Genomic DNA, 23,977 nt, shown 5'->3' on the forward strand with positions numbered 1-23,977 from the left:
GGCCGGCCCCTATCTGTCCGCGCCCGGCACGAGCTTGCCGTTCTCGATATGGGCGGGGACGTAGGTCGAATCCGGCGGCGCGCCGGAGAAATGCGCCAAGCCGATCAGGCCGGCGATGACCAGCACGATCGCCGCCAGCGCAAGACGCGCGACGATCGCGACCGGCCAGGACGAGCGCGCGAACAGGCCGGAGCGCGTGGCGGCCAGGAACAGTGCATAGACGGCAAACGGGACGAGGAAGATTCCGATCTCGGTCAGAACCGCCCGGATCATGATGAATAGATCCGCTCATACAGCACGCGCAGCATTCCGGCTGTCGCACCCCAGATGTAGCGTTCCGCGAACGGCATCGCGTAATAGGACCGCGGCGTGCCGCGGAATTCCTTGCTGTGCACCTGGTGGTTCCCCGGATTCATCAGGAAGGATAGCGGCACCTCGAACGCATCATCAACCTCGGAATGGTTGATGGTGAGGGAAAACCCGGGCCTGACCTTCGCCACCGTCGGCAGGATGCGGAAGCCGAAGGCGGTGCCGTAGAGATCGAGATAGCCGAGCGGCTCGACGAAGTCGCGTGACAACCCGACCTCCTCTTCGGCCTCGCGCAGCGCCGCATCCAGCGGCGAGGCGTCGGTCGCGTCGATCTTGCCGCCGGGAAACGCGATCTGGCCGGCATGGTCGTTGAGATGCGCCGAGCGCTGCGTCAGGAGAATGGTGGGCTCGGGATGATCGACCACCGCGATCAGGACCGCCGCCGGGCGCACCGGCTGCTCGCGCGCGATGATCTCGAGCATCTTGTCGGTGCCGGCATCGCCCGAGGCGGGAATGATGTTGGGATCATAGAGGCCGGGCGGCACGTCGAAGCCGAGCCTCGCTCTGGAGCGGGCGAAGAAATCCGCAGCGCCAAGCGCGACCGGCTCGTTCGTCACGATAGGCTTGTTCAAGTTCAAAGCGCCGCCCTCACCTGCTCCGCATCGGCCATGGCGAAGAACTCGCCGGCCGACTCGACACCGAACATCGGCTGGCCATCGACCACCCGCTCCTCGCCCATGTCAACCAGATCGTAATAGAGCGCGCGCGTCACCTTGGCCCAGAGGTCGGCGCGGACGTGCAGGTAGGGCGTCAGCCCGCCATCCTGCGCCTGCTCGAAACGCAGCCGGTGTGCCGCATCGCAAATCACCCAGTCGTCGACATTGGTGCGGAAGCGCAGCACGCGATGGTTGTCCTCGTCGCTCTTCGACATCTCGACCGCCATGAAAGGCGCATCGTCGACGCGAATGCCCACCTTCTCCACCGGCGTGACCAGGAAATGCTTGTCGCCCTCGCGCTTGAGGATGGTCGAAAACAGCCGCACCAGCGCCGGACGCCCGATTGGCGTCCCCATGTAGAACCAAGTACCATCGGAGGCGATTCGGATGTCGAGATCGCCGCAGAACGGCGGATTCCACAGATGTACCGGAGGCAGGCCCTTTTTGGCACCTTCGGCATTGGCAGCACTTTTGGCGGCGGCCGTCAGTCCCTCGAGACCGCGATCCGCGCTCTGCCCTTGGTTCGCCATGGTTTGCCCTGACTTTGTGATTTGGCACGATTGGTGCAGGTCTACGTTGTACTCGGGTGCGCGGTTCCATCCGGAATAGTCCGGTGTGGAGGTCGCCACTTCGTGATGCCGTACATACCCCGAAGCCGATAAGGTGGGGATAGGTTAATTCAACGAATACATGGTCTTCCTGCAAGTCTAGCATGGGGCCCATGATCAGGCGTGATGATCTGGCGTAATGACCTGACGTGATGACCTGACGTGACAGGCTCACGATGCAAGCAAGCCGCGTGGCAGGCTGAAGGAGCAAGCGAATGGCGGAGAGTGTCGAGAAACTCGAGGACGGGATCGTCCGTTCGGCCGAGCAGGTGTCGAGCCAGGTTCGCGCGGCCAAGGACGCGATCGCCTCCGTCATCTTCGGCCAGGATCGCGTGATCGAGAACACGCTGGTCACCATCCTCTCCGGCGGCCATGCGCTGCTGATCGGCGTGCCGGGCCTTGCCAAGACCAAGCTGGTCGAGACGCTCGGCGTCACGCTCGGTCTCGACGCCAAGCGCATCCAGTTCACGCCCGATCTGATGCCCTCGGACATTCTCGGCGCCGAAGTGCTGGACGAGAGCACCGCGGGAAGGCGCGCCTTCCGCTTCATTGCCGGTCCCGTTTTCGCACAGCTCCTGATGGCCGACGAGATCAACCGCGCCTCACCGCGCACGCAATCGGCGCTGCTGCAGGCGATGCAGGAGCAGCACATCACCGTCGCCGGCGCGCGCCATGATCTGCCGAAGCCCTTCCACGTGCTCGCGACGCAGAACCCGCTGGAGCAGGAAGGCACCTATCCGCTGCCGGAAGCCCAGCTCGACCGCTTCCTGATGGAGATCGACGTCGACTATCCCGACCGCGATGCCGAGCGCCGCATCCTGTTCGAGACCACGGGCGCGGAGGAGACGCTGGCCAAGGGCGCGATGACGCCCGATGCGCTGATCACCGCGCAGCGGCTGATCCGGCGCCTGCCGGTCGGCGATTCCGTGGTGGAGGCGATCCTGTCGCTGGTGCGCTCGGCCCGCCCGGGTCCGGACGCCGGCGAAGCCGGCAAGTTCATCGCCTGGGGCCCCGGCCCGCGCGCCAGCCAATCCCTGATGCTGGCGGTGCGCGCGCGTGCGCTGATCGACGGGCGCCTGGCGCCCTCGATCGACGACGTGCTCGACCTTGCCGAGCCCGTGCTGAAGCACCGCATGGCGCTTACGTTCCAGGCGCGTGCCGAAGGCCGCACGATTCCGGACGTGATCCGGCAATTGAAGACACGGATCGGTTGATGGCAGCGGAGAACGGGCGGGGAGCGAAGGAGATACTGGCGATCCGACGTGCCGATGGCGAAAGCCGCACGCTCGCCGCTTCGTTGCCGCGCCTGGTGCTCGAGGCCCGCCGCATCGCCGCCAACGTCATCCACGGCCTGCACGGCCGCCGCCGCGCCGGTTCGGGCGAAAACTTCTGGCAGTACCGCCGCTTCGTCTCCGGCGAACCGTCGCAGAACGTCGACTGGCGCCGCTCGGCGCGCGACGACCATCTTTACGTGCGCGAGCTGGAATGGGAAGCCTCGCACACGGTCTGGATCTGGCCGGACCGCTCGCCCTCGATGGCGTTCGCCTCGAAGACCGCGCGCGAGTCCAAGCTCGAGCGGACGCTGATCGTCGCCTTCGCGCTGGCCGAACTGCTCGTCGCCGGCGGCGAGCGCGTCGGCATTCCCGGGTTGATGGCGCCGACCGCGAGCCGCAGCGTGATCGACAGGATGGCGCAGGCGATGCTGCATGACGATGCCGACCGCCTCAGCCTGCCGCCGTCCTTCGTTCCGGCCGCGCTCGCCGAAATCATCGTGCTGTCGGATTTCTGGTCGCCGATCTCCGAGATCAGGACGACGCTCGCCGGGCTCTCCGGCTCGGGGGCGCACGGCACGATGGTGCAGGTGGTCGATCCCGCCGAGGAATCCTTTCCCTATTCCGGCCGCGTCGAGTTCGTCGAGCCGGAAGGCTTCGGCGTGATCACCGCCGGCCGCGCCGAGAGCTGGGCGCAGGACTACACCGCGCGCCTCGCGCTGCACCGCGACCAGATCCGTGCCGAGACCAACAAGCTCGACTGGCTGTTCACGACGCATGCCACCGACCGCTCCGCCGCCGAGCTCCTGCTGTTCCTGCATGCCGGCATGCAGGTGAGCAAGTCCGGCGCCCGCACCACGACCATCAAGGCGGGGCCGGCCGCATGATGGGATTGCCGCTCGCTTTCACGCAACCGCTGCTCCTGATCGGCCTCCTCAGCCTGCCCGTGCTGTGGTGGCTCCTGCGCGTGATGCCGCCGCGGCCGCGCCGCATCGAGTTTCCGCCGACGCGGCTGTTGTTCGACATCACGCCAAGGGAAGAGACGCCCTCGCGGACGCCGTGGTGGCTGACCGCGCTCCGCCTGCTCGCCGCCGCGCTGGTGATCTTCGCCGCCGCCGGCCCGATCTGGAATCCGCAAACGGGGCTCGCCGGCAGCAAGGCGCCGCTGATGATCATGTTCGACGACGGCTGGAGCGCCGCATCGCACTGGGACGTCAGGATCAGGACCGCGGACGAACTGATCGCCAATGCCGACAATGACGGCCGCGGTATCGCCCTGGTGCCGCTGTCCGAGCCGAACCGCGACATCACCCTGATGCCGGCAGGTGCGGCGCGCGTCGCGCTGCGGCAGCTGGCGCCAAAGCCCTATTCCATCGACCGCGTCGAGACGCTGGCCGCGGTCGATCGTTTCCTCAAGGTCACCGGCGACTGCGAGATCGCCTGGCTCTCCGACGGCGTCGACACCGGCCGCGGCGAGGACTTCGTGGCCGGCCTCGGCAAGACCATCGGCGACCGCAGCCTGACCGTGTTCGATGGCGGCACCTCCTCGCCGCTGGCCCTGGTCGCCGCCGAGAACGCCGCGGCAAAGATGACGGTGAAAGTGCTGCGCACCGACGGCGGGATCGCGGTCGGGACCGTGCGCGCGCTGGACCAGAAGGCCTCGCCCATCGGCGAAGCGCGCTATTCGTTCGGTCCGCAGGACAGGGAAACCGAAGCGGCGTTCGACCTGCCGGTCGAGCTGCGCAACGACATCACGAGGCTCGAGATCTCCGGCGAGCGCTCCGCCGGCGCGGTGCAGCTGCTCGACAAGCGCTGGCGCCGCCGTGCCATCGGCATCATCTCGGGCGCGACCAGCGAGACCGCGCAGCCGCTGCTGGCGCCGACCTTCTATCTCACCCGCGCGCTGGCGCCGTTCGCCGACGTCAGGCTCGCCGACAAGGGCTCGCCGCAGCAGGGCATCACGCAGTTTCTGGACCAGAAGCTGCCGATGATCATCCTCGCCGATGTCGGCACCATCGCGCCCGAGCTGCGCGAGCGCCTCAATGCCTGGGTTGACCAGGGCGGCGTGCTGGTGCGGTTCGCCGGGCCCCGGCTGGCACAGGCGGAGGACGACCTCGTGCCGGTCAAGCTCCGCAAGGGCGGCCGCACGCTCGGCGGCAGCCTGACCTGGGAGAAGCCGCAGCATCTCGCCTCCTTCGCCGCCGATGGTCCGTTCGCCGGCGTCGCGGTTCCGAAGGACGTCACCGTGAGCCGGCAGGTGCTGGCCGAACCCGACGCCGTGCTCGCCACCAAGAGCTGGGCCTCGCTGGAAGACGGCACGCCGCTCGTCACCGGCGAGCATCGCGGCAAGGGCCTCGTCAGCCTGTTCCACGTCAGCGCCGACATGCGCTGGTCTGACCTGCCGATGTCGGGCACCTTCGTCGAAATGCTGCGGCGGGTGGTCGACATGTCCGGCTACACGGCAAAGCCCGGCGCCGGCGTTGCCGGCGAAGCAAGCAGTGAGACGGTGGCGCCGCTGCACATCCTCGACGGCTTCGGCGCGTTCGGTCCGCCGCCCGCGACCGCCAAGCCGCTTCCTGCGGATTATCGCGACCGCGCCACATCAGATCATCCGCCCGGCTTCTATGGTCCGGCAGAAGGACCGCTCGCCGTGAACACGCTTGCCAGCGCCGACCGCATCGCCGCACTGAACACCGCAAGCCTGCGCGCCCGGCACGCCACCTACACCAATGCCGAGCCGCGCGATTTGCGCGGCTGGCTGCTGTCGACGGCGCTCGCGCTGTTCCTGATCGACGCCATCATCATCGCGGTGCTCGGCGGCGGCATTGCCGCGCTGCTGCGCCGCCGCGCCGCGCCCGCGATGATCGCGCTCGCCTTGCTCGCGGGATTCGCGGCGCTCTCGCCGGCGCCGTCGCGTGCCGACGGCGTCACGGACGAGTTCGCGATGAAGTCGGTGTCGCAGACCCGCCTCGCGTATGTCGTGACGGGGAATGCGGACGTCGATTCCATCGTCAAGGCCGGGATGAACGGGCTGACGCTGTTCCTGGCCCAGCGCACGGCGCTCGAGGCCGGCGATCCCGTCGGCGTCGATCCCGCGCGCGACGAGCTCGCCTTCTTCCCGCTGATCTACTGGCCGATCGTGCCGGGTGCGCCGAAGCCGCCGCAGGACGCCATCAACAAGATCGACGCCTACATGAAGCAGGGCGGCACGGTGCTGTTCGACACCCGCGACGCGATCGAGGCGCCGCCCGGCGCCAACGGCGCGGCGCAGACCCCAGCCATGCAGACGCTGCGCGAGATTCTGTCCTCGCTCGACGTGCCCGAGCTCGAGCCGGTGCCGCGCGAGCACGTGCTGACCAAGACCTTCTACCTGCTGCGCGACTTCCCCGGCCGCTTCACCGCCGGCCAGACCTGGGTCGAGACCTTGCCGCGCGAAGACGACGACGAGAGCGCGCAGCGGCCCGCGCGCGGCGGCGACGGCGTCTCGCCGATCATCATCACCTCGAACGACCTGGCCGGCGCCTGGGCGGTGCGGCCCGACGGACAGGCCATGCTGCCAGTGACCGGCGGCGACGCCCGGCAGCGCGAATTCGCCTACCGTGCCGGCGCCAACATCGTGATGTACACGCTGACCGGCAACTACAAGGCCGACCAGGTGCACGCTCCGGCGCTGATCGAACGGCTAGGGCAATGAGCATGATCCGGAAAAGTGGAAGCCGGTTTTCCGGCAGGATCATGCTCACAACGAATAGAAGCTCGTCATGAATTACGGCATCGCGTTCACGCCGCTTGTTCCCTCCATCGTGCTGTGGCTCGCGCTCGCCGCGATCGTGGTCATTGCGCTTGTGCTGCTATTGGCGCGTGCGCGCGGCGCCGCGGTGCGCGTGGCGGCGCTGGCGCTGTTCCTGCTGGCGCTCGCCAATCCCTCCTTCACACGCGAGGATCGCGATCCCCTGACCTCGGTCGCCGCAATCGTCGTCGACAAGAGCCCGAGCCAGAACTTCGGCAGCCGCAATCGCGAAGCTGCACAAGCGCAGGAGGCGCTGGTCGACAGCCTGAAGAAGATCAAGGGTCTCGAGGTTCGCCTCGTCGAGGCCGGCCAGGCCGACGGCGAGACCGACGGCACCAAATTGTTCGGCGCGCTGGCATCGGCCCTGGCGGACGTGCCGGTCGACCGCGTCGCCGGCGCGTTCCTGATCACCGACGGCCGCGTCCACGACATTCCGGCGAACGCCGCAGCGCTCGGCTTCCAGGCGCCGGTGCACGCGCTGGTCACGGGCCAAAAGGACGAGCGCGACCGCCGCATCGCCATCACCGCCGCGCCGCGCTTCGGCATCGTTGGGCAGAGCCAGACCATCTCCTACCGCCTCGACGACCAGGGCGTTTCCGGCGAGCGCGCCAGGGTCACGGTCCGGCGCGACGGCGAGGTCATCAACGAGCGCACGCTGGCGAGCGGCCAGGCCGCGAGCGTCGACGTCGACATCAAGCATGCCGGGCCGAACATCGTCGAGATCGAGGCCTCGCCGCTCGAGCGCGAATTGACGCCGGTGAACAACCGCGCCGTGGTCGCCATCGACGGCGTGCGCGACAAGCTGCGCGTGCTGCTGGTCTCGGGCGAGCCGCATTCGGGCGAGCGCACCTGGCGCAATCTGCTCAAGTCCGACGCCAGCGTCGACCTCGTGCATTTCACCATTCTGCGCCCGCCGGAGAAGCAGGACGGCACGCCGATCAACGAATTGTCGCTGATCGCGTTTCCGACCCGCGAATTGTTCCAGCAGAAGATCAACGAATTCCAGCTGATCATCTTCGACCGCTATGCCCGCCAGGGCGTGCTGCCGATCCCCTATTTCGAGAACATGGCGCGTTACGTGCGCGCAGGCGGCGCCGTGCTGGTCTCGGCCGGTCCCGACTATGCCTCGAATAGCAGCATCTGGCGCACGCCGCTCGATTCGGTGCTGCCGGCCGAGCCCGTCGGCGTCACCGAGAAGCCGTTCTATGCGCATCTGTCCGACATCGGCAAACGTCATCCGGTCACGCGCGGGCTCGAAGGCTCCGCCAGCGAGCCGCCGCGCTGGAGCCGGTTTTTCCGCACCGTCGATACCCGCAATGCAGTCAACCCGCCCGTCATGACCGGCGTCGACGGCAAGCCGCTGCTGTTCCTGTCGCGCTTCGGCGAGGGCCGCGTCGCGCTGCTGCTGTCCGACCACATCTGGCTGTGGGCGCGCGGCTATGAGGGCGGCGGTCCGCATCTCGACCTGCTCCGGCGGATGTCGCACTGGCTGATGAAGCAGCCCGATCTCGACGAGGAAGCGCTGCGCCTCCAGGTGCAGGGCAAGGACCTCGTCGTGGTGCGTCAGACCATGGCGGACAGCGTCCAGCCCGTCAGCGTGACCTCGCCGTCGGGCGTATCGCAGGATCTGACGCTCTCGCCCGGCGATCCCGGCGAGTGGCGCGCCAGCCTGCCGGCGAGCGAGCTCGGCCTGTGGCAGGCCACCGACGGCACGCTGAAGGCGCTGATCAATGTCGGCCCGACCAATCCGAAGGAATTTTCGGAAGTCACCTCCACCGTCGATACGTTGAAGCCGCTGACACAGGCAACCGGCGGCGACGCCGTGCGTGTGGCCTCTGGCTCGAGCGTCGAGCTGCCGCGCATCCTGCCGGTGCGCTCGGTCGGCATGTTCCACGGCGACGGCTGGATGGGCGTGCGGATGCGCGACGCCAGCGTGGTCAAGGGCGTCGGCGTGCTGCCGATCTTCTCCGGCGTGATCGGCCTGTTGCTGCTGCTCGGCGCCTTCGCCGCGACCTGGGTGCGCGAGGGGCGCTAGTTGCCCGAACGACACATCGGCCGGACGGCTTGCATGCGCCGATCCCGCCTGCCGTTGACATCCGTGAACCGATCGGGCGATGTTATACTATAACATCGCGGCGTCCTGGGATTGACGCCCCGGTGTGGGGGTGGCGTTTCCAGATGAAGTGGTTCCGGTCGAATACCAGGCACGGCGCCCGGCTCGCGTTGTTCGCGATGCTGGTGCAGCTCGTGCTGACGTTCGGCCACAGCCATTGGTTCGCGCAGGCCGCGCCCCTTGCTCAATCCTCAGTCCAGCAGAACGACAGCGCCAGGGACAGCACCGACGGCGTTGCCGCGAGCGACCGCGCCGCGGTGCAGAAGCAATCGCCCGGGAGCCCTGACCGCGAGCATTCGGGCGAAGACAATTGCGCCATCTGCGCCATCATTGCGATGGCGGGCACCGTCCTGTCGGCAACGCCGCCCGTGCTGCTGCTGCCGCAGGCGATCGAGCTGCTCCGGCGCAGCCTCGACGCCGAGTTCGCCCATCTGACATCGGCCGGCACGGCGTTCCAGCCGCGCGCCCCTCCTGCGTCCTGACTCCAACGCTAGATCACGCCCAGCCTCGCCGCGCATCGGCAAGTGCCTGGGACAAGTTGAAGTCGAATTCCGTCGCATTGCGGCGGCAGGCCGCCTCCGATCAGCAGAGCCTCATCCGGACGGCGCCTCAAGTGGAATCAGGACCATGTCATTTCAATCGCGACGCGCGCAGCGCCTTGGCGGAGCAAGCCTGCTCCTGTTCGGCGCCGCCACCACATCGGCGTTCGCGCAAAGCGCCTCATCGACCGAACTTCCGGCCATCACGGTAACGGCGCCGAGCCCCATCGTGCGCAGAGCGGTGGTGCCGACGCGCAGTCCGGCCCGCCCCACGCGCACCGCACGCGTTCGCGGCCAGCAGCCCCCCGCGGAAGCAGCGCCGGCAGCGGCAGCCCCCGCCGCCGCGCCCCAGCAGGGCGTACTGCCCGTTGTCACCGACCAGTTCGCGACCGTCACCGTGGTGCCGAACGAGGAGATTCGGCGCAACGGCGGCGGCACGCTCGGCGATCTCCTGTTCTCCAAGCCCGGCATCACCGGCTCTGAATACGCACCGGGCGCATCCAGCCGCCCGATCATTCGCGGGCTCGACACCAACCGGGTCGGCATCATCGAGAACGGAACGGGCAGCAACGGCGCGTCCGATCTCGGCGAGGATCACTTCGTGCCGATTGATCCGCTGGCAGCCACCCAGGTCGAGGTCATCCGCGGACCGGCGACGCTGCGCTACGGCTCCACCGCGATCGGCGGCGTGGTCAGCGCAACCAACAATCGAATTCCGGATGCCTTGCCGTCCTGCACGGCGCCCTTTCCGACTTACGGACTCCCGACCAAGGCGCCGCTGGCAAACGTGGGATCGCCGGGCTGCATCACCGCGGAAACACGAACGGCCGTGACCTCGGTCGATCGCGGGACCGAAGGTGCCGTGCTGCTCGATGCCGGCGGCGGCAACTTTGCCGTCCACGCCGATGCCTTTGGCCGCAAGGCCGGCGACTACAACATCCCGAGCTACCCGTTCCTGACCGACCCGACGCTGCCGTTCAACGGACGCCAGCCGAATTCGGCATCGCAGGCCTACGGCGGATCTGTCGGCGGCTCCTACATCTTCGCTGGCGGCTACGTCGGCGCGGCGATCACGCAGCACAACGCGCTCTACCACATTCCCGGTATCGAGGGCAGCGAGTTCCTGACGCGGATCGACGGACGACAAACCAAATTCACGACAAAAGGCGAATATCGGCCGGACGCGGCGGCGATCGATGCGATCCGGTTCTGGGCCAGCGCCACCGACTACAAGCACGACGAGGTCGGGCTCGCCGACTCTGCCGACCTCGGCTCCCTCGGCGTGAGACAGACCTTCACCAACAAGGAACAGGAAGGCCGCGTCGAGGTGCAGCTTGCGCCGTTCGACGTCCGCTTTGCTGCGCTGACCACCGCCGTGGGCGTTCAGGCGTCGCACCAGAAGCTGACCGCGCCGAGTCCGGACGATCCAGGCAGCCCGATCAACGGACTGTTCGACCCCAACAAGAACACGAAGGTCGCCGGGTACATCTTCAACGAGTTCAAGTTCAGCGAAGCCACCAAGGCTCAGATCGCCGGGAGGGTCGAGAACGCAAGGTTGAGCGGCACGGCGCCGGCCTTCGTCCCCGATGTGTTCGACCTTGCCGTCGATCCGGCCGCGATCGGCCCCGCAACGGCGGTCAACCGCAACTTCACGCCGGTGAGCGGGAGCATCGGCCTGATCCACAATCTTCCCTGGGATCTGGTCGCGAGCATCACCGGGCAATATGTCGAGCGTGCGCCGAAACCGGCGGAATTGTTTTCGCGCGGCGGCCACGATGCCACCACCACTTTCGACATAGGCAATCCCAATCTCGGCATCGAGACCGCCAAGTCGGTCGAGGCGGGACTGCGACGGGCGGTCGGGCCGCTTCGTTTCGAAATCACCGGCTACTACACCAAGTTCAACGGATTCATCTACCGGCGCCTGACCGGCAACACGTGTGAGGACGGCGTTTGCCAGCTTGGCGCGGGCCTCGAACTGAATCAGGCGGTCTATTCGCAGCGCGACGCGACATTTCGTGGCGGCGAATTCCAGTTCCAGTACGACGTGATGCCGGTCTGGAACGGGATCTGGGGCATCGAGGGTCAATACGACATCGTGCGCGCGACCTTCGACGACGGCACCAACGTGCCACGCATTCCGCCCCAGCGGCTGGGCGGAGGTGTGTATTATCGCGACGCCGACTGGTTTGCCCGAATCAACCTGCTGCACGCATTCGCGCAAAACGACATCGCACCGATCGCGGAGACGCCGACGCCCGGCTACAACCTGCTGAGGGCCGAGGTCAGCTACAAGACCAAGCTCGATCGAAGCTGGTTCGGCGCGCGCGAGATGCATGTCGGGCTCGTCGGCAACAACCTGCTCAACGAGAACATCCGCAATGCCGTCTCCTTCAACAAGGACCAGGTGCTGTTGCCCGGCATCGGCGTCAGGGCGTTCGCGAACTTCAAGTTCTGAGCGTCGCTTGTGTCGGGGCCTAAAGCATGATCCGGAAAAGTGCGAAGCGGTTTTCCGGAAAGATCATGCGCAAACGACAACCTAAAGCGCGATGATGATTCATCCTGATCTCATCGCGCTTTGAGGGCCCCGGCACACTCCGTCGTTGCGAGTATCTAACTCCGTGCCTTGCTCCAGTCGGGGCCCACCTGGCCCGACACGCCCTCGAAGGCGCCGTCGACGAGCTCGAAGACCAGGATGCGGGCGGCATCGACTGGGCCCGGCATGGTGACGCGGCCCTTGGGGACCTGCTTGAAGCCGACGCGGCTGTAATAGGGTTCGTCGCCGACCAGCAGCACCAGGCGGTGACCTTTCGCCTTGGCGTCCTTCACCGCGCGCTCCATCAACTGGCGGCCGATGCCGCGATCGCGGAACGGCGGCTCGACGGTGAGCGGCCCGAGCAGCAGCGCCGGCGTGGCGCCGATCAGGATCGGCAATTGCCTGACGGAGCCGACCAGGAGCGTGCCGATGCGGGCCGTGAAGGACAGTTCGAGCAGATGATCGACGTGCTCGCGGATCCGGTAGGCGCTCAGCACGAAGCGGCCGGGGCCGAAGGTGCGTTCGTGCAGCCGCTCGATCGCCTGGGCGTCGCCGGCGGCTTCGGGAAGGATGGTCACTGAGAGATCGTTCATGTCAATTCGCGGAGTAGCACTTGCGCCTGCGAAGGTCCATGGGCGGTGCCGAGCCTCGCCGCTGCCCAGCGGGGTGAAGCGCAGTCCCGGCTCAACCCGCGTCCCGTTTCGAGGCCGGCTGGGACAGGTAGGCCAGCATCTTCATCTCCCGCCGTCCTCGCGTCACGGTATCGAGCACCAGCCCCGACGACACCGACAGCAGGGCCATGATCATCAGGCCCATCGACAGCACGGCGGTGGGCAGGCGCGGCACGAGCCCGGTCTCGATGAAGGTGATCACGATCGGGATCGCGAGGACGATCGAGGCCAGCGCCAGCAGGATTCCGATGACCGAGAAGAAACGCAGCGGCCGCTCGGAACGGTAGAGCTTGAGCATGGTGCCGAGGATGCGAAAGCCGTCGCGCCAGGTGTTGAGCTTGGAGAACGAGCCTTCTGGACGCGCAAAATAGGGCGTCTCGATTTCGGCGACCGGCAGCGACAATTCCAGCGCATAGACCGCAAGCTCGGTCTCGATCTCGAAACCGTCGGACAGGACGGGGAAGGATTTGACGAAGCGGCGCGAGAACACCCGGTAGCCGGACAGGATGTCCTTGAAAGCGTGGCCGAAGGTCGAGGACAAAAAGCCGGTCAGCATGCGGTTGCCGGTGCGGTGGCCGAGCCGATAGGCGGCCTGGACCTGATCGACGCGAAGGCCGACCACCATGTCGAGACGATCGTCGAGCAGCCTGTCGATCATGCGCGGCGCGCTCGGCGCATCGTAGGTGGCATCGCCGTCGACCAGCACATAGACGTCGGCCTCGACGTCCGCGAACATGCGGCGCACGACGTGGCCCTTGCCCTGCCGGCGCTCGCTGCGCACGATCGCGCCGGCTTCGCGCGCGACCGCGGCGGTCCGGTCGCGCGAATTGTTGTCGTAGACGTAGATCTGCGCCGAGGGCAGCGCCTTGCGGAAATCGGCGACGACCGTGGCGACCGCCGCCTCCTCGTTGTAGCAGGGCACCAGCACCGCGATGCGAAGCTGCGCTGAGGTCATCGCGACGGTACTCCGAGGCTTGTCGTTGCGCGCCCGAGCGCGACGACCTGCTCCGGCTGCATCAGCCAGGCGAACGCGACGCTCCACAGCGAGAGCATCGCAATCGGCACGACGTAGTAGGGCGTGAAGACCGGATGGCTGAGGAAGAAGCCGAGGTTGACGACGAGATTGCCGGCGACGACGAGGGCCACCTGGCGCACGCTGCCCTCGCCCACCCGCAACGACCAGGCCGTGCTGCCGGCCGCCAGCACGATCAGCACGAATTGCATGTCGCGCAGATAACGGCCGAGCACGGCGAGATCGAAGGCCGGCGCAACCACATCGGCACTGCCATAGGTCGTGGCCAGCGGGCTGCCGGCATTGATGGCCTGCGCAACCAGGGTCGGGGCCATGCCGACGAGGACTGCGGCGCCGAAGCCGAGCCCCTGCGCGAAGCCCGACAGCGTCCGCGTCCGCAGGAACGCAAGGGCCAGATAGATGGCATGGCCGGCCGCGAGCAGCGCATTCGGCAATCTGAAATTGACGGAGGCGCCGAGCAGGAGGCCGACCAGCGCAATCAGCAGCACGCTGCGTTTGCCCCCGGTCAGCCACAACGCGGTCAGGAATCCCGCGACCGCACAGAGCGCCATGGTCGGCGCGATCGAATAGCTCGCCTTGGCGGGGTTGATCATGAGATAGACGGCAAGCGCGCCGAACAGGCCGGCACCGAGGATCGCAGGCGGCGTGCGCGCCATGGCAATCGCCGCCAGCGCAAGGCTGCAGACGATCAGGCTCGCGACGATGTACAGCGGCACCACCTGGTTGCCTTCCGGAAACAGCGCCAGCAGGAAGCCGGTGCCCGGCGGATATTGCATCACGACCTTGCCGCTCGGCATCGGGTTGTGACACGGCCAGCGCAGCGGGTCCTGCCACTCGGCGAACGCGATCTGCTTCAGCTTGCCTTCGAAATAATGGTCGTAGTCCAGCTGGGCATTGGTGTTGAGCCCTCCGATGCCGAGGCGCTGGAACAGATGCGCCTGGCGAAGATAGCAGATGTCGTCATAGACCCCGCGCGCCTCGCTCCAGCGCGACATCGTGACGATGTTGCTGGCGAGGATCGCAAGACAGATCAGGCCGAAGGCGAGCTTGGCAATCTTCATCCGGTCTTCCGTGGGGCGCATCAGGCGGGTTACTAGCACAGGCCGCCCTCAGCGCCACGTCGCAATCGAGGGCTTGCCGCCGAGCACCTCGGCGATCCGCAGCCGCGTGCCGGGCGTTGTGCCATCGGGCAAATCGGCATTGTCGAAGAACCCGCATTCCACGATCTCGCGGTTGGGCTCGGGGATTCGGTCCTGCCTGAACTGCCTGACCACGTAGACCGCGACGTGATCGCGGCGGGAGACGTGGCTGTTGAGAAAGACGCCGTGCAGGATCGCCTCGCCGGTCAGATCGATGTCGCCCTCCTCCTTGAGCTCGCGCCGCATCGCCTCTTCCATGGTCTCGCCGAGATCGACGCCGCCGCCGGGCAAATACCAGCCGCTGACGTAGCTGTGCCTGACCAGGAAGACGCGATTGTCGGCGTCCAGCACCACGGCGCGGACGCCCAGCGTCATGCCGCGGACGAGCAGGAAATAGGCGTGGAATAACCGCCGCAGCAGCGGCTCGGCTTTCCGTCGGGCTCGGTTCAGACGTTCTCCCATCAGGCTCCTCGACGTCCCCCGTTTCAGGCCCTGCTTGCGCGGCGCGCGCGACCTTGCCATTACAGCGGAGCAATAGCGAGGCATTCGCGCGCCATGACTCCCTTCACGCTGGCCCACCTGTCCGATCCGCATCTGGCACCTTTGCCGAAGCCGCGGCTGATCGAGCTCGCGGGCAAGCGCGCGCTCGGCTATGTCAACTGGACCCGCAACCGCCACAAGTACCAGCGCCGCGAGGTGCTCGATGCGCTGGTCGCCGACATGAAGGCGCAGGCGCCCGACCACATCGCAGTGACGGGCGATCTCGTCAACCTGGCGCTGGAGGCGGAGTTCGCGCCGGCGCTGGCCTGGCTCGAAAGCGTCGGCCCGCCCGACCGCGTGACCGCAATCCCCGGCAATCACGACGCCTATGTCGGTGCGACGAGTCACCTCTTCGGCGAGACGTTCCTGCACTACATCGCCGCGGACACACCTGGCGGTGCAGCTTTCCCCGCGGTGCGCCGGCGCGGGCCGCTGGCGTTGATCAGCCTGTCCACGGCGGTGCCGACCCTGCCGCTGATGGCGACCGGCACGCTCGGGCGCGATCAGCTCGCTGCGCTTGCGGAGGTGCTCGAGCGGCTCGCGGCGGAAGACGTCTTCCGCGTGCTGCTGGTGCATCATCCGCTGAAATCCAGCGCGCGGGCGAAGCGGATGACGGACGCTGCCGATCTGCTGGCGCTGCTCAAGCGCCACGGCGTCGAGCTGATCCTGCACGGACACGATCACATTCATTCGACGATGTGGGTCGAGGGACCCAACGGCAACATTCCCGCGCTCGGCGTGCCCTCGGCCTCCGCGCTCGCGCACGGACGCTATCCGGCAGCGGCGTATAATCTGTTCACCATCGAGAAGGACAATGCCGGCTGGCGCTGCGAGCAGACGGTGCGAAGCCTCGGGGCGGGATTTCAAATCGGGCAGATCAAGCATGTGCGGTTGATTTAGCTCTCCGTCATTGCGAGCGGAGCGAAGCAATCCAGAATCCCTCCGCGGAGGCAGTCTGGATTGCTTCGTCGCAAGGGCTCCTCGCAATGACTACGGAGAGAGCCTCACCAGTTCCGCAGGACCGCAAGCACCGCGAGCCCGAACAACGCGGCAGCGCCGAGCACGAAGCCGAACACGAACGGCCAGAGGCGCGAGCGGCGCGGCGGCGCGGCGGCCGGGACCTGCGGCTCGGGCGCGATCACCATCGCACGCTCGCGCTCGATCATGCGGCGGGCGACATAGTCGGTGACGGCCTCGACGATCATTGCGGTGTCGTGCGATTCGGCGAGCACGATGCGGCCGAAGCGGGTGTCCTGGACGAAGCGGTACATCCGCTTGTCGCGCCCCATCACGATGTGGGCGACGACGTCGATCCACAGCCGCGGCGTATCGCCCTGGCTGATGCCGCGGTCGAACAGGTCGATCTGATCAGGGACCTGCGCGAACAGGGGATCGAGCGCGTCGTTGAGGATCTCGAGCCGCGCCACCTCGGCGTCGCGCAAATCGACGACGACGCCGGTGCGGTCGGCCGCCTCGATCCGCGCACGCAGCAGCGCATCGCGCAGCCGCACCGGGCGCGGTTGGCCGGGATGGGTCCCGCTGGTCTCGGGCTCTGACATTGTCGGCCTCGTCCTCGACTTATCCTCGTTAACCTATCAGCAACCAAACCCTCCGCAAAGGCCCACAATTCCAGAGACTTACGACGCCCACAGCCGTTTCACCTGTGCCAAAAGCAGACGATCCCACCCAGGCAGCGCCTGGATGGGACCATCCGTCCTTGGACGTCTTCTTGTTTCAGCTCGGCAGCGGCCGATCAGGCTGCCGGGGCGCGCTGCGGCTCTTCCACGATCGAGAAGCGAACGCCGGCCTTGTGACGGCTCTCTTCCGACACCTCGCGCCAGCAGTCCTCGGCTTCCTTGCGGGTCTTGAACGGACCTTTGACCTGGGCCGAGCCTTCCACGAGCTTGTGGAAGTTCATCGAGCCGAACTCGCCGCCGATCACCCAGAAATTGCTGCCTTTGGTCATTGTCAGTCTCCTGTTTGAGGTGCGTGACCGGCCTGGACTCCAACCTGGCTTCCAGACCGGTCCGATCCGCCGTTAGCCGAACTGGTTCATCGTGTTGTGGGCGCCGCCCGCCTTGAGGGCAGCCTCGCCCGCGAAGTACTCCTTGTGGTCGTCGCCGATGTCGGAGCCGGCCATGTTCTGGTGCTTCACGCAGGCGATGCCCTGACGGATCTCCGCGCGCTGGACGTTCTTGACGTAGCCCAACATGCCCTGCTCGCCGAAATACTCGCGGGCGAGATTGTCGGTCGAGAGCGCCGCCGTGTGATAGGTCGGCAGCGTGATCAGGTGGTGGAAGATGCCGGCGCGCTTGGCCGAATCCGCCTGGAAGGTACGGATGCGCTCGTCGGCTTCCTTCGCCAGCGGCGTGTCGTCGTACTCCGCCTTCATCAGCTCGGCACGGTTGTACTTGCTGACGTCCTGGCCCGCTTCCTTCATCGCGTCGTAGACCTGCCAACGGAAGTTGAGGGTCCAGTTGAACGACGGCGAGTTGTTGTAGGCGAGCTTGGCGTTCGGCACGACCTTGCGGATGCGGTCGACCATGCTGGCGATCTGCTCGATATGCGGCTTCTCGGTCTCGATCCAGAGCAGGTCGGCACCGTTCTGCAGCGAGGTGATGCAGTCGAGCACGCAGCGGTCCGCACCGGTGCCGGGGCGGAACTGGTAGAGGTTCGACGGCAGCCGCTTCGGACGCATCATCTTGCCGTTGCGGTTGATGATGACGTCGCCGTTCCTGGCGTTCTCCGCCGTCACTTCCTCGCAATCGAGGAAGCTGTTGTACTGGTCGCCGATATCGCCGGGCTTGTGGCTGACGGCGATCTGCTGCGTCAGGCCGGCGCCGAGCGAATCGGTGCGGGTCACGACGATGCCGTCTTCGACGCCGAGCTCGAGGAAGGCGTGGCGGCAGGCGCGGATCTTCGCCAGGAAGACGTCATGGGGCACCGTGACCTTGCCGTCCTGGTGGCCGCACTGCTTCTCGTCGGAGACCTGGTTCTCGATCTGCAGCGCGCAGGCACCCGCCTCGATCATCTTTTTGGCGAGCAGATAGGTCGCCTCCGCGTTGCCGAAGCCGGCATCGATGTCGGCGATGACGGGAACGACGTGGGTCTGGAAGTTGTCGATCTTGGCGATCAGTTCCTGCTCGCGGGTCTTGTCGCCTTCCTTGCGCGCCTTGTCGAGCAGCCGGAAGATGTCGTTGAGCTCACGGGAATCCGCCTGGCGCAGGAAGGTGTAGAGCTCCTCGATCAGCGCCGGCACCGCGGTCTTCTCGTGCATGGACTGGTCGGGCAGCGGACCGAATTCGGAGCGCAGCGCCGCGATCATCCAGCCGGAGAGATAGAGGTAGGTGCGGTCGGTCTTGCCGCCGAAGTGCTTCTTCACCGAGATCAGCTTCTGCTGGGCGATGAAGCCATGCCAGCAGCCCAGCGACTGGGTGTACTTGGTAGGATCCTTGTCATAGGCGGCCATGTCGGCGCGCATCACGGAAGCGGTGTAGCGGGCGATGTCGAGGCCGGTCTTGAAACGGTTCTGCAGGCGCATGCGCGCGACGGCCTCGGCCGAGACGCCGTTCCAGGTCGGCTGGGTCTCGAGCAGCGCCTGAGCCGCCTTGACCTCGTCGAGATATGAAGACGGGCCCTGGAGGGTGCTGATGCCGCGGGGCTGGTAATTCATGTGCCTGATCCTTTCGTTGACGATGGCGATGGGTACCATCGACATTCGTGACAATGCATTGCGAGATGCGTATCAGGAGCTAAACGCGAAAAGACAAAGTTCGTATAGATGGCTTGTTTTTTATTGGTGATGTCATGTAACATCTGAACGTGTAATAGATGTTATTTTGTGAAGCTTGTAAATATTAGGTCAGTAAGACTGTCCTTGATGCAAGATGGAGATCTCGAGCCATGGCCGCAGAGTCCGGCAAGAAACTCTTCGTCGGCCCGCGCTTCCGGCGGATCCGGCAGCAATTGGGGCTGTCGCAGACCCAGATCGCCGAGGGGCTCGGGATCTCGCCGAGCTATGTCAACCTGATCGAGCGGAACCAGCGCCCGGTCACGGCGCAGATCCTGCTGCGGCTGGCCGAGACCTACGACCTCGACTTGCGCGACCTTGCCACCGCCGACGAGGACCGCTTCTTCGCCGAGCTGAACGAGATCTTCTCCGATCCCTTGTTCCGGCAGATCGACGTGCCCAAGCAGGAGCTGCGCGACCTCGCCGAGCTCTGCCCCGGCGTCACCCATGCGCTGCAACGGCTCTACGCGGCCTATACCGAGGCGCGCCAGGGCGAGACGCTGGCGGCGGCACAGATGGCCGACCGCGACGTCGGCACGCGCTTTGAAGCCAATCCGGTCGAGCGCGTGCGCGAGCTGATCGAGGCCAACCGCAATTATTTTCCGGAGCTGGAGCAGGCCGCGGAAAACCTGCGCGACGAGCTGAACGTGCCCGCCGAGGGGCTGTACGGGGCGCTGGTGGCGCGCCTGCGCGAGAAGCACTCGATCCAGACCCGCATCATGCCGGTCGACGTGATGCGCGAGACGCTCCGCCGCTTCGACCGCCACCGCCGGCAGCTCTTGATCTCGGAGCTGGTCGATCCGCCCGGCCGCGCATTCCAGCTCGCCTTCCAGCTGGGCTTAGGGGAATGCGCGCAGGCGCTGGAGACCATCATCGGCCGGGCCGGCCCGCTGGACGATGCGCCGCGCCGGCTGTTCCGGATCACCCTCGGCAATTATTTCGCGGCCGCCGTGATGATGCCCTACCCGGCGTTCCTCGCGGCCGCCGAAGCGCTGAACTACGACATCCACGTGCTGGCGCAGCGCTTCAGTTCGGGCTTCGAGCAGGTCTGCCACCGCCTCACCACGCTGCAGCGGCCGAACGCGCGCGGCATTCCGTTCTTCCTCCTGCGCGTCGACAATGCCGGCAACGTCTCGAAGCGCTTTTCCTCCGGCACCTTTCCATTCTCGAAATTCGGCGGCACCTGTCCGCTGTGGAACGTGCACTCGACCTTCGACACGCCCGATCGCCTGCTCAAGCAGGTGATCGAGCTGTCCGACGGCACGCGCTATTTCTCGATCGCGCAGATGGTGCGCCGCCCCGTGGCGCCGCATCCGCTGCCGCAGCCGCGCTTTGCCATCGGCCTCGGCTGCGAGATCCGCCATGCCGCCCGCCTGACCTACGCTTCGGGCATGGACCTGGAGAAGGCCGAGGGCACCCCGATCGGCGTCAACTGCCGCCTCTGCGAGCGCGAGAACTGCGCCCAGCGCGCCGAGCCGCCGATCACGCGCACGCTGATCCTGGATGAGACGACGCGGCGGGTGTCGAGCTTTGCGTTCTCGAATGCAAGGGAGTTGTGAGGGCCGGCGCAGCTGCCTCCTCGTCATTGCGAGCGAAGCGAAGCAATCCAGAGTCTTCCCGCGGTGACAGCCTGGATTGCTTCGTCGCCTGCGCAAAATTGCTTCGCAATTTTGTCGCGGGCTCCTCGCAATGACGCGAAGTCACGCCAGCGTATGCACGATCACCGGCCCCGCCACGGCGCGGGCGTCGCCGGCGAGCAGCGGGCCGAGATCCTTCTCGATCCAGGCGATGGCGCGCCTGTTGGCTTCCTCCGCCTGCTCGAACTTGTCGAAGATCGAGATCGCAGTGACGGTGTCGTCGCCGGCATAGACGACGTAATAGGCGCGGAAACCGTCGACGTCGCTGATGATGGGAACGGCGCCGTCCTTGATGCGGCGCGTCAGCTCTTCCGCGCTCCCGCTTTTCGCCTTGGCCTGACGGATGGCGGCATACATGGCATCCTCCCCTTCCGGCTGTCTCGACTTCCGGGCTCGTTGCCCGGAGACGGATGTTACGCCGAAGCGCGCCGCCGATCCACGCTTGGTTAACCCGTTCCTAATCCGCCTGCGCGATCTGCAACCAACGGTTAAGCACGCCTCAACATCGGTGCCTTAGTCTCGCCGCACTCACTTTTCGCAAACAACGGCGGCCTAATCTGCCGGGCGAAGTGACATCAGGGGGTTCATCATGCGCATTACGTTGCTGCTGACCGCAACCATCGTCGGCGCGCTGTTCGCCAGTCCAACCATCGCCGGCTCGCTCGACGCCGATCCGGCGCAGCCGTTGCCACCGGGCTTCCAGGGCTATCGCGGCTACATGTTCGACCTGTCGGAGAACTCCGACCGCAAGGACGTCGACAAGCTCACCGACAATCTGAAGCAGCAGATCGACCTCGTCGAAGGCGCCGGCCTGTCGCCACGTGTGCTGCGCTTCTTCCATACGGTGCCGATCGTCGCGAGCGAGCTCGCCTGCCTCGACGAAGGCGCCGCAACCGCGTGCTACGGCCGGGTCACGCCGGACATCCGCCGCAGCGCGCCGCGAACGCTGACGGTATGGGATCCGAACAAGCAGCGCTGGACCAATCCGAACGCCGTCGACCTCGCGGTCGATTCGGGCCTCGGCGTGATCATGCTGCGGCCGGACATGATGCGCTACGAGAAGGAGGCCGTGCTGCTGCACGAGATGCTGCACGCCTTCCACGCGCGGCTCTTGCCGGACGGCTACGCCAACAAGGGCGTGATCGCCTATTACGCCCTCGCCAAGTCCAAGGATCTCTTGCCCAAGGAATCCTATGCGATGAAGAATCCCATGGAATTCTTCGCGGTGACCGCCAGCATCTTCCTGGCCGGCAAAAGCGAATTCCACGATCCGAAGTCGCGCGAGGCACTCAAGGAGAAGATGCCGGACTATTACAAATATTTGGTCGGCGTGTTCGGTTTCGACCCCGAGCCGGCAGCCTCGAACGGCCCGGTCGCCTCGCTCAAGTAAGCCGAAGGCGGCAAGCCAAGCCAAAGAGCCGCGCGTACAGCGCGGCTTTTTCGTTTCGCTCGCTCGGTAAGCTGCGGATGACGCACAGGCGGCAATTGCCAAGGCGGGGTCCGATCTGCATAGTCCCGCCCGCATCGATACCGTTTTTCGAAGGGGATGAGAGAACATGGCGGACGCCGACCTGGATGTCGTGATCCGGCAACTGGCCAGACAGCTGCATACGGGCCTGATGACCCGTGCCAAGGAGCGGCGGGATCGCTTCAACAGCCTTGCGGCCAAGGCCAAGGGCAAGGAGACCGGCGAGCGCTTCAAGATGATGGCCAAGGCCACCATGGAGCAGGCAACTGCGGCCGCCAAGCGCCTGCAGATGTCCGCCGACAACGTCGCCGACAGCTACGCGCGGTCGATGCGCCTGGCCGCCAGCACGCCTGTTCCGGTGAAGGCGGAGAAGAAGGCAAAGGACGAGAAGCCGGCGAAGAAGGCCGCAAAGAAGGCCAAAGCGAAAAAGAAGACGTAGCCGTTGCTCCTCGCTGATTGCCGCCGCGGGATTGGCTTCAGGTTGGATCGACTGCCAAGGGCTCGGCGCGGTGGAGGGCTTTCTCCTCTCGGGGGTTATCCCGTCGCGGATACACCCTCTCCCCGGCCCTCTCCCGCAAGCGAGAGCTTTGCACAAGAGGAGGATTTGCGATTCTCTAGGGCCTGTGGTGGAGGCGGATTCGGATGGCATATCGAGAGGTTGGGCAACTGAGCTTCGCGGATGCGCTGGTATCGCGGCGGGGAAGGGTAGCCCGGTGCTGAAGCGGATTGGCGAACTGGTCGACTGGGCGGCAGTGGAGAGAGTGCTGAATGGTCTTCCGGAGCCGGAGCGCGGCCCTCCGCCCTATCCGCGACTGGTGCTGTTCAAGGCGCTGCTGCTGCAGCAATGGTATGGGCTTTCCGATCCGGCGCTGGAGGAAGCGCTCGACGACCGGGCCTCGTTCCGCGCCTTCTGCGGCTTTGTGCTGAGCGACGAGACGCCTGATCACACGACGATCTGGCGATTCCGCGAGGCTTTGCAGCGAGCCGGTCTGGACGAGAAGCTGTTCGCCGAGATCCTGCATCAGATCGACGCACGCGGGCTGGTGCTGCGCCGGGGCACATTGATCGATGCGAGCCTGATCTCGGCAGCAGTAAAGCCGCCGAAGCCGCCAAAGGACCCGCAGCCGCCCGGCCCGGACGGCCGTGAACCGAGCAAGCTGGTCAACAGCAAGCGCGATCCAGATGCACGCTGGACCAAGAAGGGCGGCAAGCGGTACTTCGGCTACAAAGCCCATATCGGCATGGATCAGAGTTCGGCCATCGTCCGCCGCAGCAAGCTGACCGACGCTGCGGTCAACGACACGGTGCCCGCCGACGAGTTGGTCTGTGGTGATGAGAAGGCGGTCTATGCCGACCAAGCCTATGACAAGCACAAGCGCCGCAGCGGGCTCGCCGCGCGAGGAATCAAGCCGAGGCTGATGTTCCGGCCGAACAAGCATCATCCGCTCACCGAGCGGCAGAAGCGCTTCAACAATGCCGTGGGAAAGCGCCGCGCACCGGTCGAGCAGGTCTTCGCGCGCCTCAAGGGCAGCTACCGCTGGGCGCGCGCTCGCTATCTGGGTTTGGCGCGCAATCAGACGCATCTGCGCCTGATCTGCCTCGCCATGAACCTCAAACGATGGGCGGTGCTGTGCCCGATAGGAGCCGCAGCGTGACCACCACCCGCCGCTACCCCGCGGCCACGAAAAACAGACGCCCCACCCCTCTGGGGCTACGCGAGGCCGTTCAAAAAAAGCCCCATATCGAACTTCACTCCAGCACAACTCATTACGCAAAGCTCTCGCAAGCGGGAGAGGGAGTACACTTCCGTTGTAGCA

General features: G+C 66.2%; 22 protein-coding genes. 11 read left to right on the forward strand and 11 right to left on the reverse strand.

What is annotated here, in order from left to right; genetic code table 11:
• Nucleotides 1-9 precede the first annotated feature (9 nt).
• Genes BDOA9_RS32720 through BDOA9_RS32730 form a run of 3 tightly spaced genes read right to left on the reverse strand, consistent with a single transcriptional unit; the run spans nucleotide 10 to nucleotide 1,555 of the window.
• The gene (locus BDOA9_RS32720) at nucleotides 10-273 is read right to left on the reverse strand and encodes a DUF6111 family protein (RefSeq protein WP_025038170.1); all 264 of its coding nucleotides are present in this window, start codon (nucleotides 271-273) and stop codon (nucleotides 10-12) included.
• Complete coding sequence (locus BDOA9_RS32725) at nucleotides 270-941, reverse strand: CoA pyrophosphatase (protein WP_025038171.1); 672 nt, start codon at nucleotides 939-941, stop codon at nucleotides 270-272. Before BDOA9_RS32725 ends, BDOA9_RS32720 begins: the two co-directional genes overlap by 4 nt.
• Before the next feature lie 2 nt (nucleotides 942-943).
• Nucleotides 944-1,555 carry a DUF1285 domain-containing protein gene (locus BDOA9_RS32730; RefSeq protein ID WP_025038172.1) on the reverse strand — a complete coding sequence of 204 codons (612 nt, stop codon included), beginning with the start codon at nucleotides 1,553-1,555 and terminating at the stop codon, nucleotides 944-946.
• Nucleotides 1,556-1,848: 293 nt separating this feature from the next.
• Between BDOA9_RS32730 and BDOA9_RS32735 the strand changes: the two genes are divergently transcribed.
• From BDOA9_RS32735 to BDOA9_RS32760, 6 genes are all read left to right on the forward strand, one after another.
• Entirely contained in the window at nucleotides 1,849-2,847 is a 999-nt protein-coding gene (locus tag BDOA9_RS32735; RefSeq protein WP_025038173.1) for an AAA family ATPase, read from the forward strand.
• Nucleotides 2,847-3,791, forward strand: coding sequence for a DUF58 domain-containing protein (locus BDOA9_RS32740; RefSeq protein ID WP_025038174.1), 945 nt, complete (start codon nucleotides 2,847-2,849; stop codon nucleotides 3,789-3,791). Before BDOA9_RS32735 ends, BDOA9_RS32740 begins: the two co-directional genes overlap by 1 nt.
• Nucleotides 3,788-6,598 carry a DUF4159 domain-containing protein gene (locus BDOA9_RS32745; protein WP_025038175.1) on the forward strand — a complete coding sequence of 937 codons (2,811 nt, stop codon included), beginning with the start codon at nucleotides 3,788-3,790 and terminating at the stop codon, nucleotides 6,596-6,598. Before BDOA9_RS32740 ends, BDOA9_RS32745 begins: the two co-directional genes overlap by 4 nt.
• Nucleotides 6,599-6,665: 67 nt before the next feature.
• The gene (locus BDOA9_RS32750; protein WP_025038176.1) at nucleotides 6,666-8,729 is read left to right on the forward strand and encodes a membrane protein; all 2,064 of its coding nucleotides are present in this window, start codon (nucleotides 6,666-6,668) and stop codon (nucleotides 8,727-8,729) included.
• A gap of 143 nt (nucleotides 8,730-8,872) precedes the next feature.
• A complete protein-coding gene (locus BDOA9_RS32755) occupies nucleotides 8,873-9,289 on the forward strand; it encodes a DUF2946 family protein (RefSeq protein WP_025038177.1) in 417 nt (138 codons plus the stop codon).
• Between the two features lie 145 nt (nucleotides 9,290-9,434).
• A complete protein-coding gene (locus BDOA9_RS32760) occupies nucleotides 9,435-11,804 on the forward strand; it encodes a TonB-dependent receptor (protein ID WP_025038178.1) in 2,370 nt (789 codons plus the stop codon).
• Between the two features lie 155 nt (nucleotides 11,805-11,959).
• Here BDOA9_RS32760 and BDOA9_RS32765 read toward each other — a convergent pair whose 3' ends face one another.
• The 4 genes from BDOA9_RS32765 to BDOA9_RS32780 form a co-directional block, all read right to left on the reverse strand.
• A complete protein-coding gene (locus BDOA9_RS32765) occupies nucleotides 11,960-12,475 on the reverse strand; it encodes a GNAT family N-acetyltransferase (protein WP_025038179.1) in 516 nt (171 codons plus the stop codon).
• A 91-nt stretch (nucleotides 12,476-12,566) separates the two neighbouring features.
• Nucleotides 12,567-13,508: a glycosyltransferase family 2 protein gene (locus tag BDOA9_RS32770; RefSeq protein WP_025038180.1), complete on the reverse strand. Its 942-nt coding sequence runs from the start codon at nucleotides 13,506-13,508 to the stop codon at nucleotides 12,567-12,569.
• Nucleotides 13,505-14,647 carry a hypothetical protein gene (locus BDOA9_RS32775; RefSeq protein WP_244521563.1) on the reverse strand — a complete coding sequence of 381 codons (1,143 nt, stop codon included), beginning with the start codon at nucleotides 14,645-14,647 and terminating at the stop codon, nucleotides 13,505-13,507. Before BDOA9_RS32775 ends, BDOA9_RS32770 begins: the two co-directional genes overlap by 4 nt.
• Nucleotides 14,648-14,695: 48 nt before the next feature.
• Entirely contained in the window at nucleotides 14,696-15,187 is a 492-nt protein-coding gene (locus BDOA9_RS32780; protein WP_025038182.1) for an NUDIX domain-containing protein, read from the reverse strand.
• A gap of 93 nt (nucleotides 15,188-15,280) precedes the next feature.
• Here BDOA9_RS32780 and BDOA9_RS32785 point away from each other — a divergent pair, with 93 nt between their 5' ends.
• Nucleotides 15,281-16,165, forward strand: a complete 885-nt coding sequence (locus BDOA9_RS32785; protein ID WP_025038183.1) for a metallophosphoesterase family protein — start codon at nucleotides 15,281-15,283, stop codon at nucleotides 16,163-16,165.
• Nucleotides 16,166-16,269: 104 nt separating this feature from the next.
• On the opposite strand, the gene BDOA9_RS32790 is transcribed toward BDOA9_RS32785, so the two are convergent.
• The 3 genes from BDOA9_RS32790 to BDOA9_RS32800 all read right to left on the reverse strand — a co-directional run bounded on the left by BDOA9_RS32790 (nucleotide 16,270) and on the right by BDOA9_RS32800 (nucleotide 18,938).
• Entirely contained in the window at nucleotides 16,270-16,824 is a 555-nt protein-coding gene (locus tag BDOA9_RS32790) for a hypothetical protein (RefSeq protein ID WP_025038184.1), read from the reverse strand.
• Nucleotides 16,825-17,018: 194 nt separating this feature from the next.
• Nucleotides 17,019-17,231, reverse strand: a complete 213-nt coding sequence (locus BDOA9_RS32795) for a DUF4170 domain-containing protein (RefSeq protein ID WP_024341447.1) — start codon at nucleotides 17,229-17,231, stop codon at nucleotides 17,019-17,021.
• A 72-nt stretch (nucleotides 17,232-17,303) separates the two neighbouring features.
• Entirely contained in the window at nucleotides 17,304-18,938 is a 1,635-nt protein-coding gene (locus BDOA9_RS32800) for an isocitrate lyase (protein WP_025038185.1), read from the reverse strand.
• Between the two features lie 230 nt (nucleotides 18,939-19,168).
• Here BDOA9_RS32800 and BDOA9_RS32805 point away from each other — a divergent pair, with 230 nt between their 5' ends.
• The gene (locus tag BDOA9_RS32805; protein WP_025038186.1) at nucleotides 19,169-20,614 is read left to right on the forward strand and encodes a helix-turn-helix domain-containing protein; all 1,446 of its coding nucleotides are present in this window, start codon (nucleotides 19,169-19,171) and stop codon (nucleotides 20,612-20,614) included.
• Nucleotides 20,615-20,755: 141 nt separating this feature from the next.
• Here BDOA9_RS32805 and BDOA9_RS39165 read toward each other — a convergent pair whose 3' ends face one another.
• Nucleotides 20,756-21,049, reverse strand: coding sequence for an antibiotic biosynthesis monooxygenase (locus tag BDOA9_RS39165; RefSeq protein ID WP_025038187.1), 294 nt, complete (start codon nucleotides 21,047-21,049; stop codon nucleotides 20,756-20,758).
• Between the two features lie 232 nt (nucleotides 21,050-21,281).
• Between BDOA9_RS39165 and BDOA9_RS32815 the strand changes: the two genes are divergently transcribed.
• The 3 genes from BDOA9_RS32815 to BDOA9_RS32825 all read left to right on the forward strand — a co-directional run bounded on the left by BDOA9_RS32815 (nucleotide 21,282) and on the right by BDOA9_RS32825 (nucleotide 23,815).
• Entirely contained in the window at nucleotides 21,282-22,082 is an 801-nt protein-coding gene (locus BDOA9_RS32815; protein ID WP_025038188.1) for a hypothetical protein, read from the forward strand.
• A gap of 166 nt (nucleotides 22,083-22,248) precedes the next feature.
• On the forward strand, nucleotides 22,249-22,599 hold the full coding sequence (locus BDOA9_RS32820; protein ID WP_025038189.1) for a hypothetical protein: 351 nt from the start codon (nucleotides 22,249-22,251) through the stop codon (nucleotides 22,597-22,599).
• 274 nt (nucleotides 22,600-22,873) lie between these two features.
• Complete coding sequence (locus tag BDOA9_RS32825; RefSeq protein WP_052363064.1) at nucleotides 22,874-23,815, forward strand: IS5 family transposase; 942 nt, start codon at nucleotides 22,874-22,876, stop codon at nucleotides 23,813-23,815.
• The last annotated feature ends 162 nt before the right edge of the window (nucleotides 23,816-23,977 follow it).

It is taken from the genome of Bradyrhizobium sp. DOA9, from assembly GCF_000617845.2.
GTDB lineage: Bacteria > Pseudomonadota > Alphaproteobacteria > Rhizobiales > Xanthobacteraceae > Bradyrhizobium.

Excerpts from the sequence above, each read along its gene's own strand:
- BDOA9_RS32740 (WP_025038174.1), top strand. The coding sequence starts at position 2,847 with ATGGCAGCGGAGAACGGGCGGGGAGCGAAGGAGATACTGGCGATCCGA.
- BDOA9_RS32765 (WP_025038179.1), bottom strand. The coding sequence starts at position 12,475 with ATGAACGATCTCTCAGTGACCATCCTTCCCGAAGCCGCCGGCGACGCC.
- BDOA9_RS32785 (WP_025038183.1), top strand. The coding sequence starts at position 15,281 with ATGACTCCCTTCACGCTGGCCCACCTGTCCGATCCGCATCTGGCACCT.
- BDOA9_RS32805 (WP_025038186.1), top strand. The coding sequence starts at position 19,169 with ATGGCCGCAGAGTCCGGCAAGAAACTCTTCGTCGGCCCGCGCTTCCGG.
- BDOA9_RS32800 (WP_025038185.1), bottom strand. The coding sequence starts at position 18,938 with ATGAATTACCAGCCCCGCGGCATCAGCACCCTCCAGGGCCCGTCTTCA.
- BDOA9_RS32815 (WP_025038188.1), top strand. The coding sequence starts at position 21,282 with ATGCGCATTACGTTGCTGCTGACCGCAACCATCGTCGGCGCGCTGTTC.
- BDOA9_RS32780 (WP_025038182.1), bottom strand. The coding sequence starts at position 15,187 with ATGGGAGAACGTCTGAACCGAGCCCGACGGAAAGCCGAGCCGCTGCTG.
- BDOA9_RS32720 (WP_025038170.1), bottom strand. The coding sequence starts at position 273 with ATGATCCGGGCGGTTCTGACCGAGATCGGAATCTTCCTCGTCCCGTTT.
- BDOA9_RS32760 (WP_025038178.1), top strand. The coding sequence starts at position 9,435 with ATGTCATTTCAATCGCGACGCGCGCAGCGCCTTGGCGGAGCAAGCCTG.
- BDOA9_RS32730 (WP_025038172.1), bottom strand. The coding sequence starts at position 1,555 with ATGGCGAACCAAGGGCAGAGCGCGGATCGCGGTCTCGAGGGACTGACG.
- BDOA9_RS32750 (WP_025038176.1), top strand. The coding sequence starts at position 6,666 with ATGAATTACGGCATCGCGTTCACGCCGCTTGTTCCCTCCATCGTGCTG.
- BDOA9_RS39165 (WP_025038187.1), bottom strand. The coding sequence starts at position 21,049 with ATGTATGCCGCCATCCGTCAGGCCAAGGCGAAAAGCGGGAGCGCGGAA.
- BDOA9_RS32770 (WP_025038180.1), bottom strand. The coding sequence starts at position 13,508 with ATGACCTCAGCGCAGCTTCGCATCGCGGTGCTGGTGCCCTGCTACAAC.
- BDOA9_RS32745 (WP_025038175.1), top strand. The coding sequence starts at position 3,788 with ATGATGGGATTGCCGCTCGCTTTCACGCAACCGCTGCTCCTGATCGGC.
- BDOA9_RS32820 (WP_025038189.1), top strand. The coding sequence starts at position 22,249 with ATGGCGGACGCCGACCTGGATGTCGTGATCCGGCAACTGGCCAGACAG.
- BDOA9_RS32735 (WP_025038173.1), top strand. The coding sequence starts at position 1,849 with ATGGCGGAGAGTGTCGAGAAACTCGAGGACGGGATCGTCCGTTCGGCC.
- BDOA9_RS32795 (WP_024341447.1), bottom strand. The coding sequence starts at position 17,231 with ATGACCAAAGGCAGCAATTTCTGGGTGATCGGCGGCGAGTTCGGCTCG.
- BDOA9_RS32790 (WP_025038184.1), bottom strand. The coding sequence starts at position 16,824 with ATGTCAGAGCCCGAGACCAGCGGGACCCATCCCGGCCAACCGCGCCCG.
- BDOA9_RS32775 (WP_244521563.1), bottom strand. The coding sequence starts at position 14,647 with ATGAAGATTGCCAAGCTCGCCTTCGGCCTGATCTGTCTTGCGATCCTC.
- BDOA9_RS32755 (WP_025038177.1), top strand. The coding sequence starts at position 8,873 with ATGAAGTGGTTCCGGTCGAATACCAGGCACGGCGCCCGGCTCGCGTTG.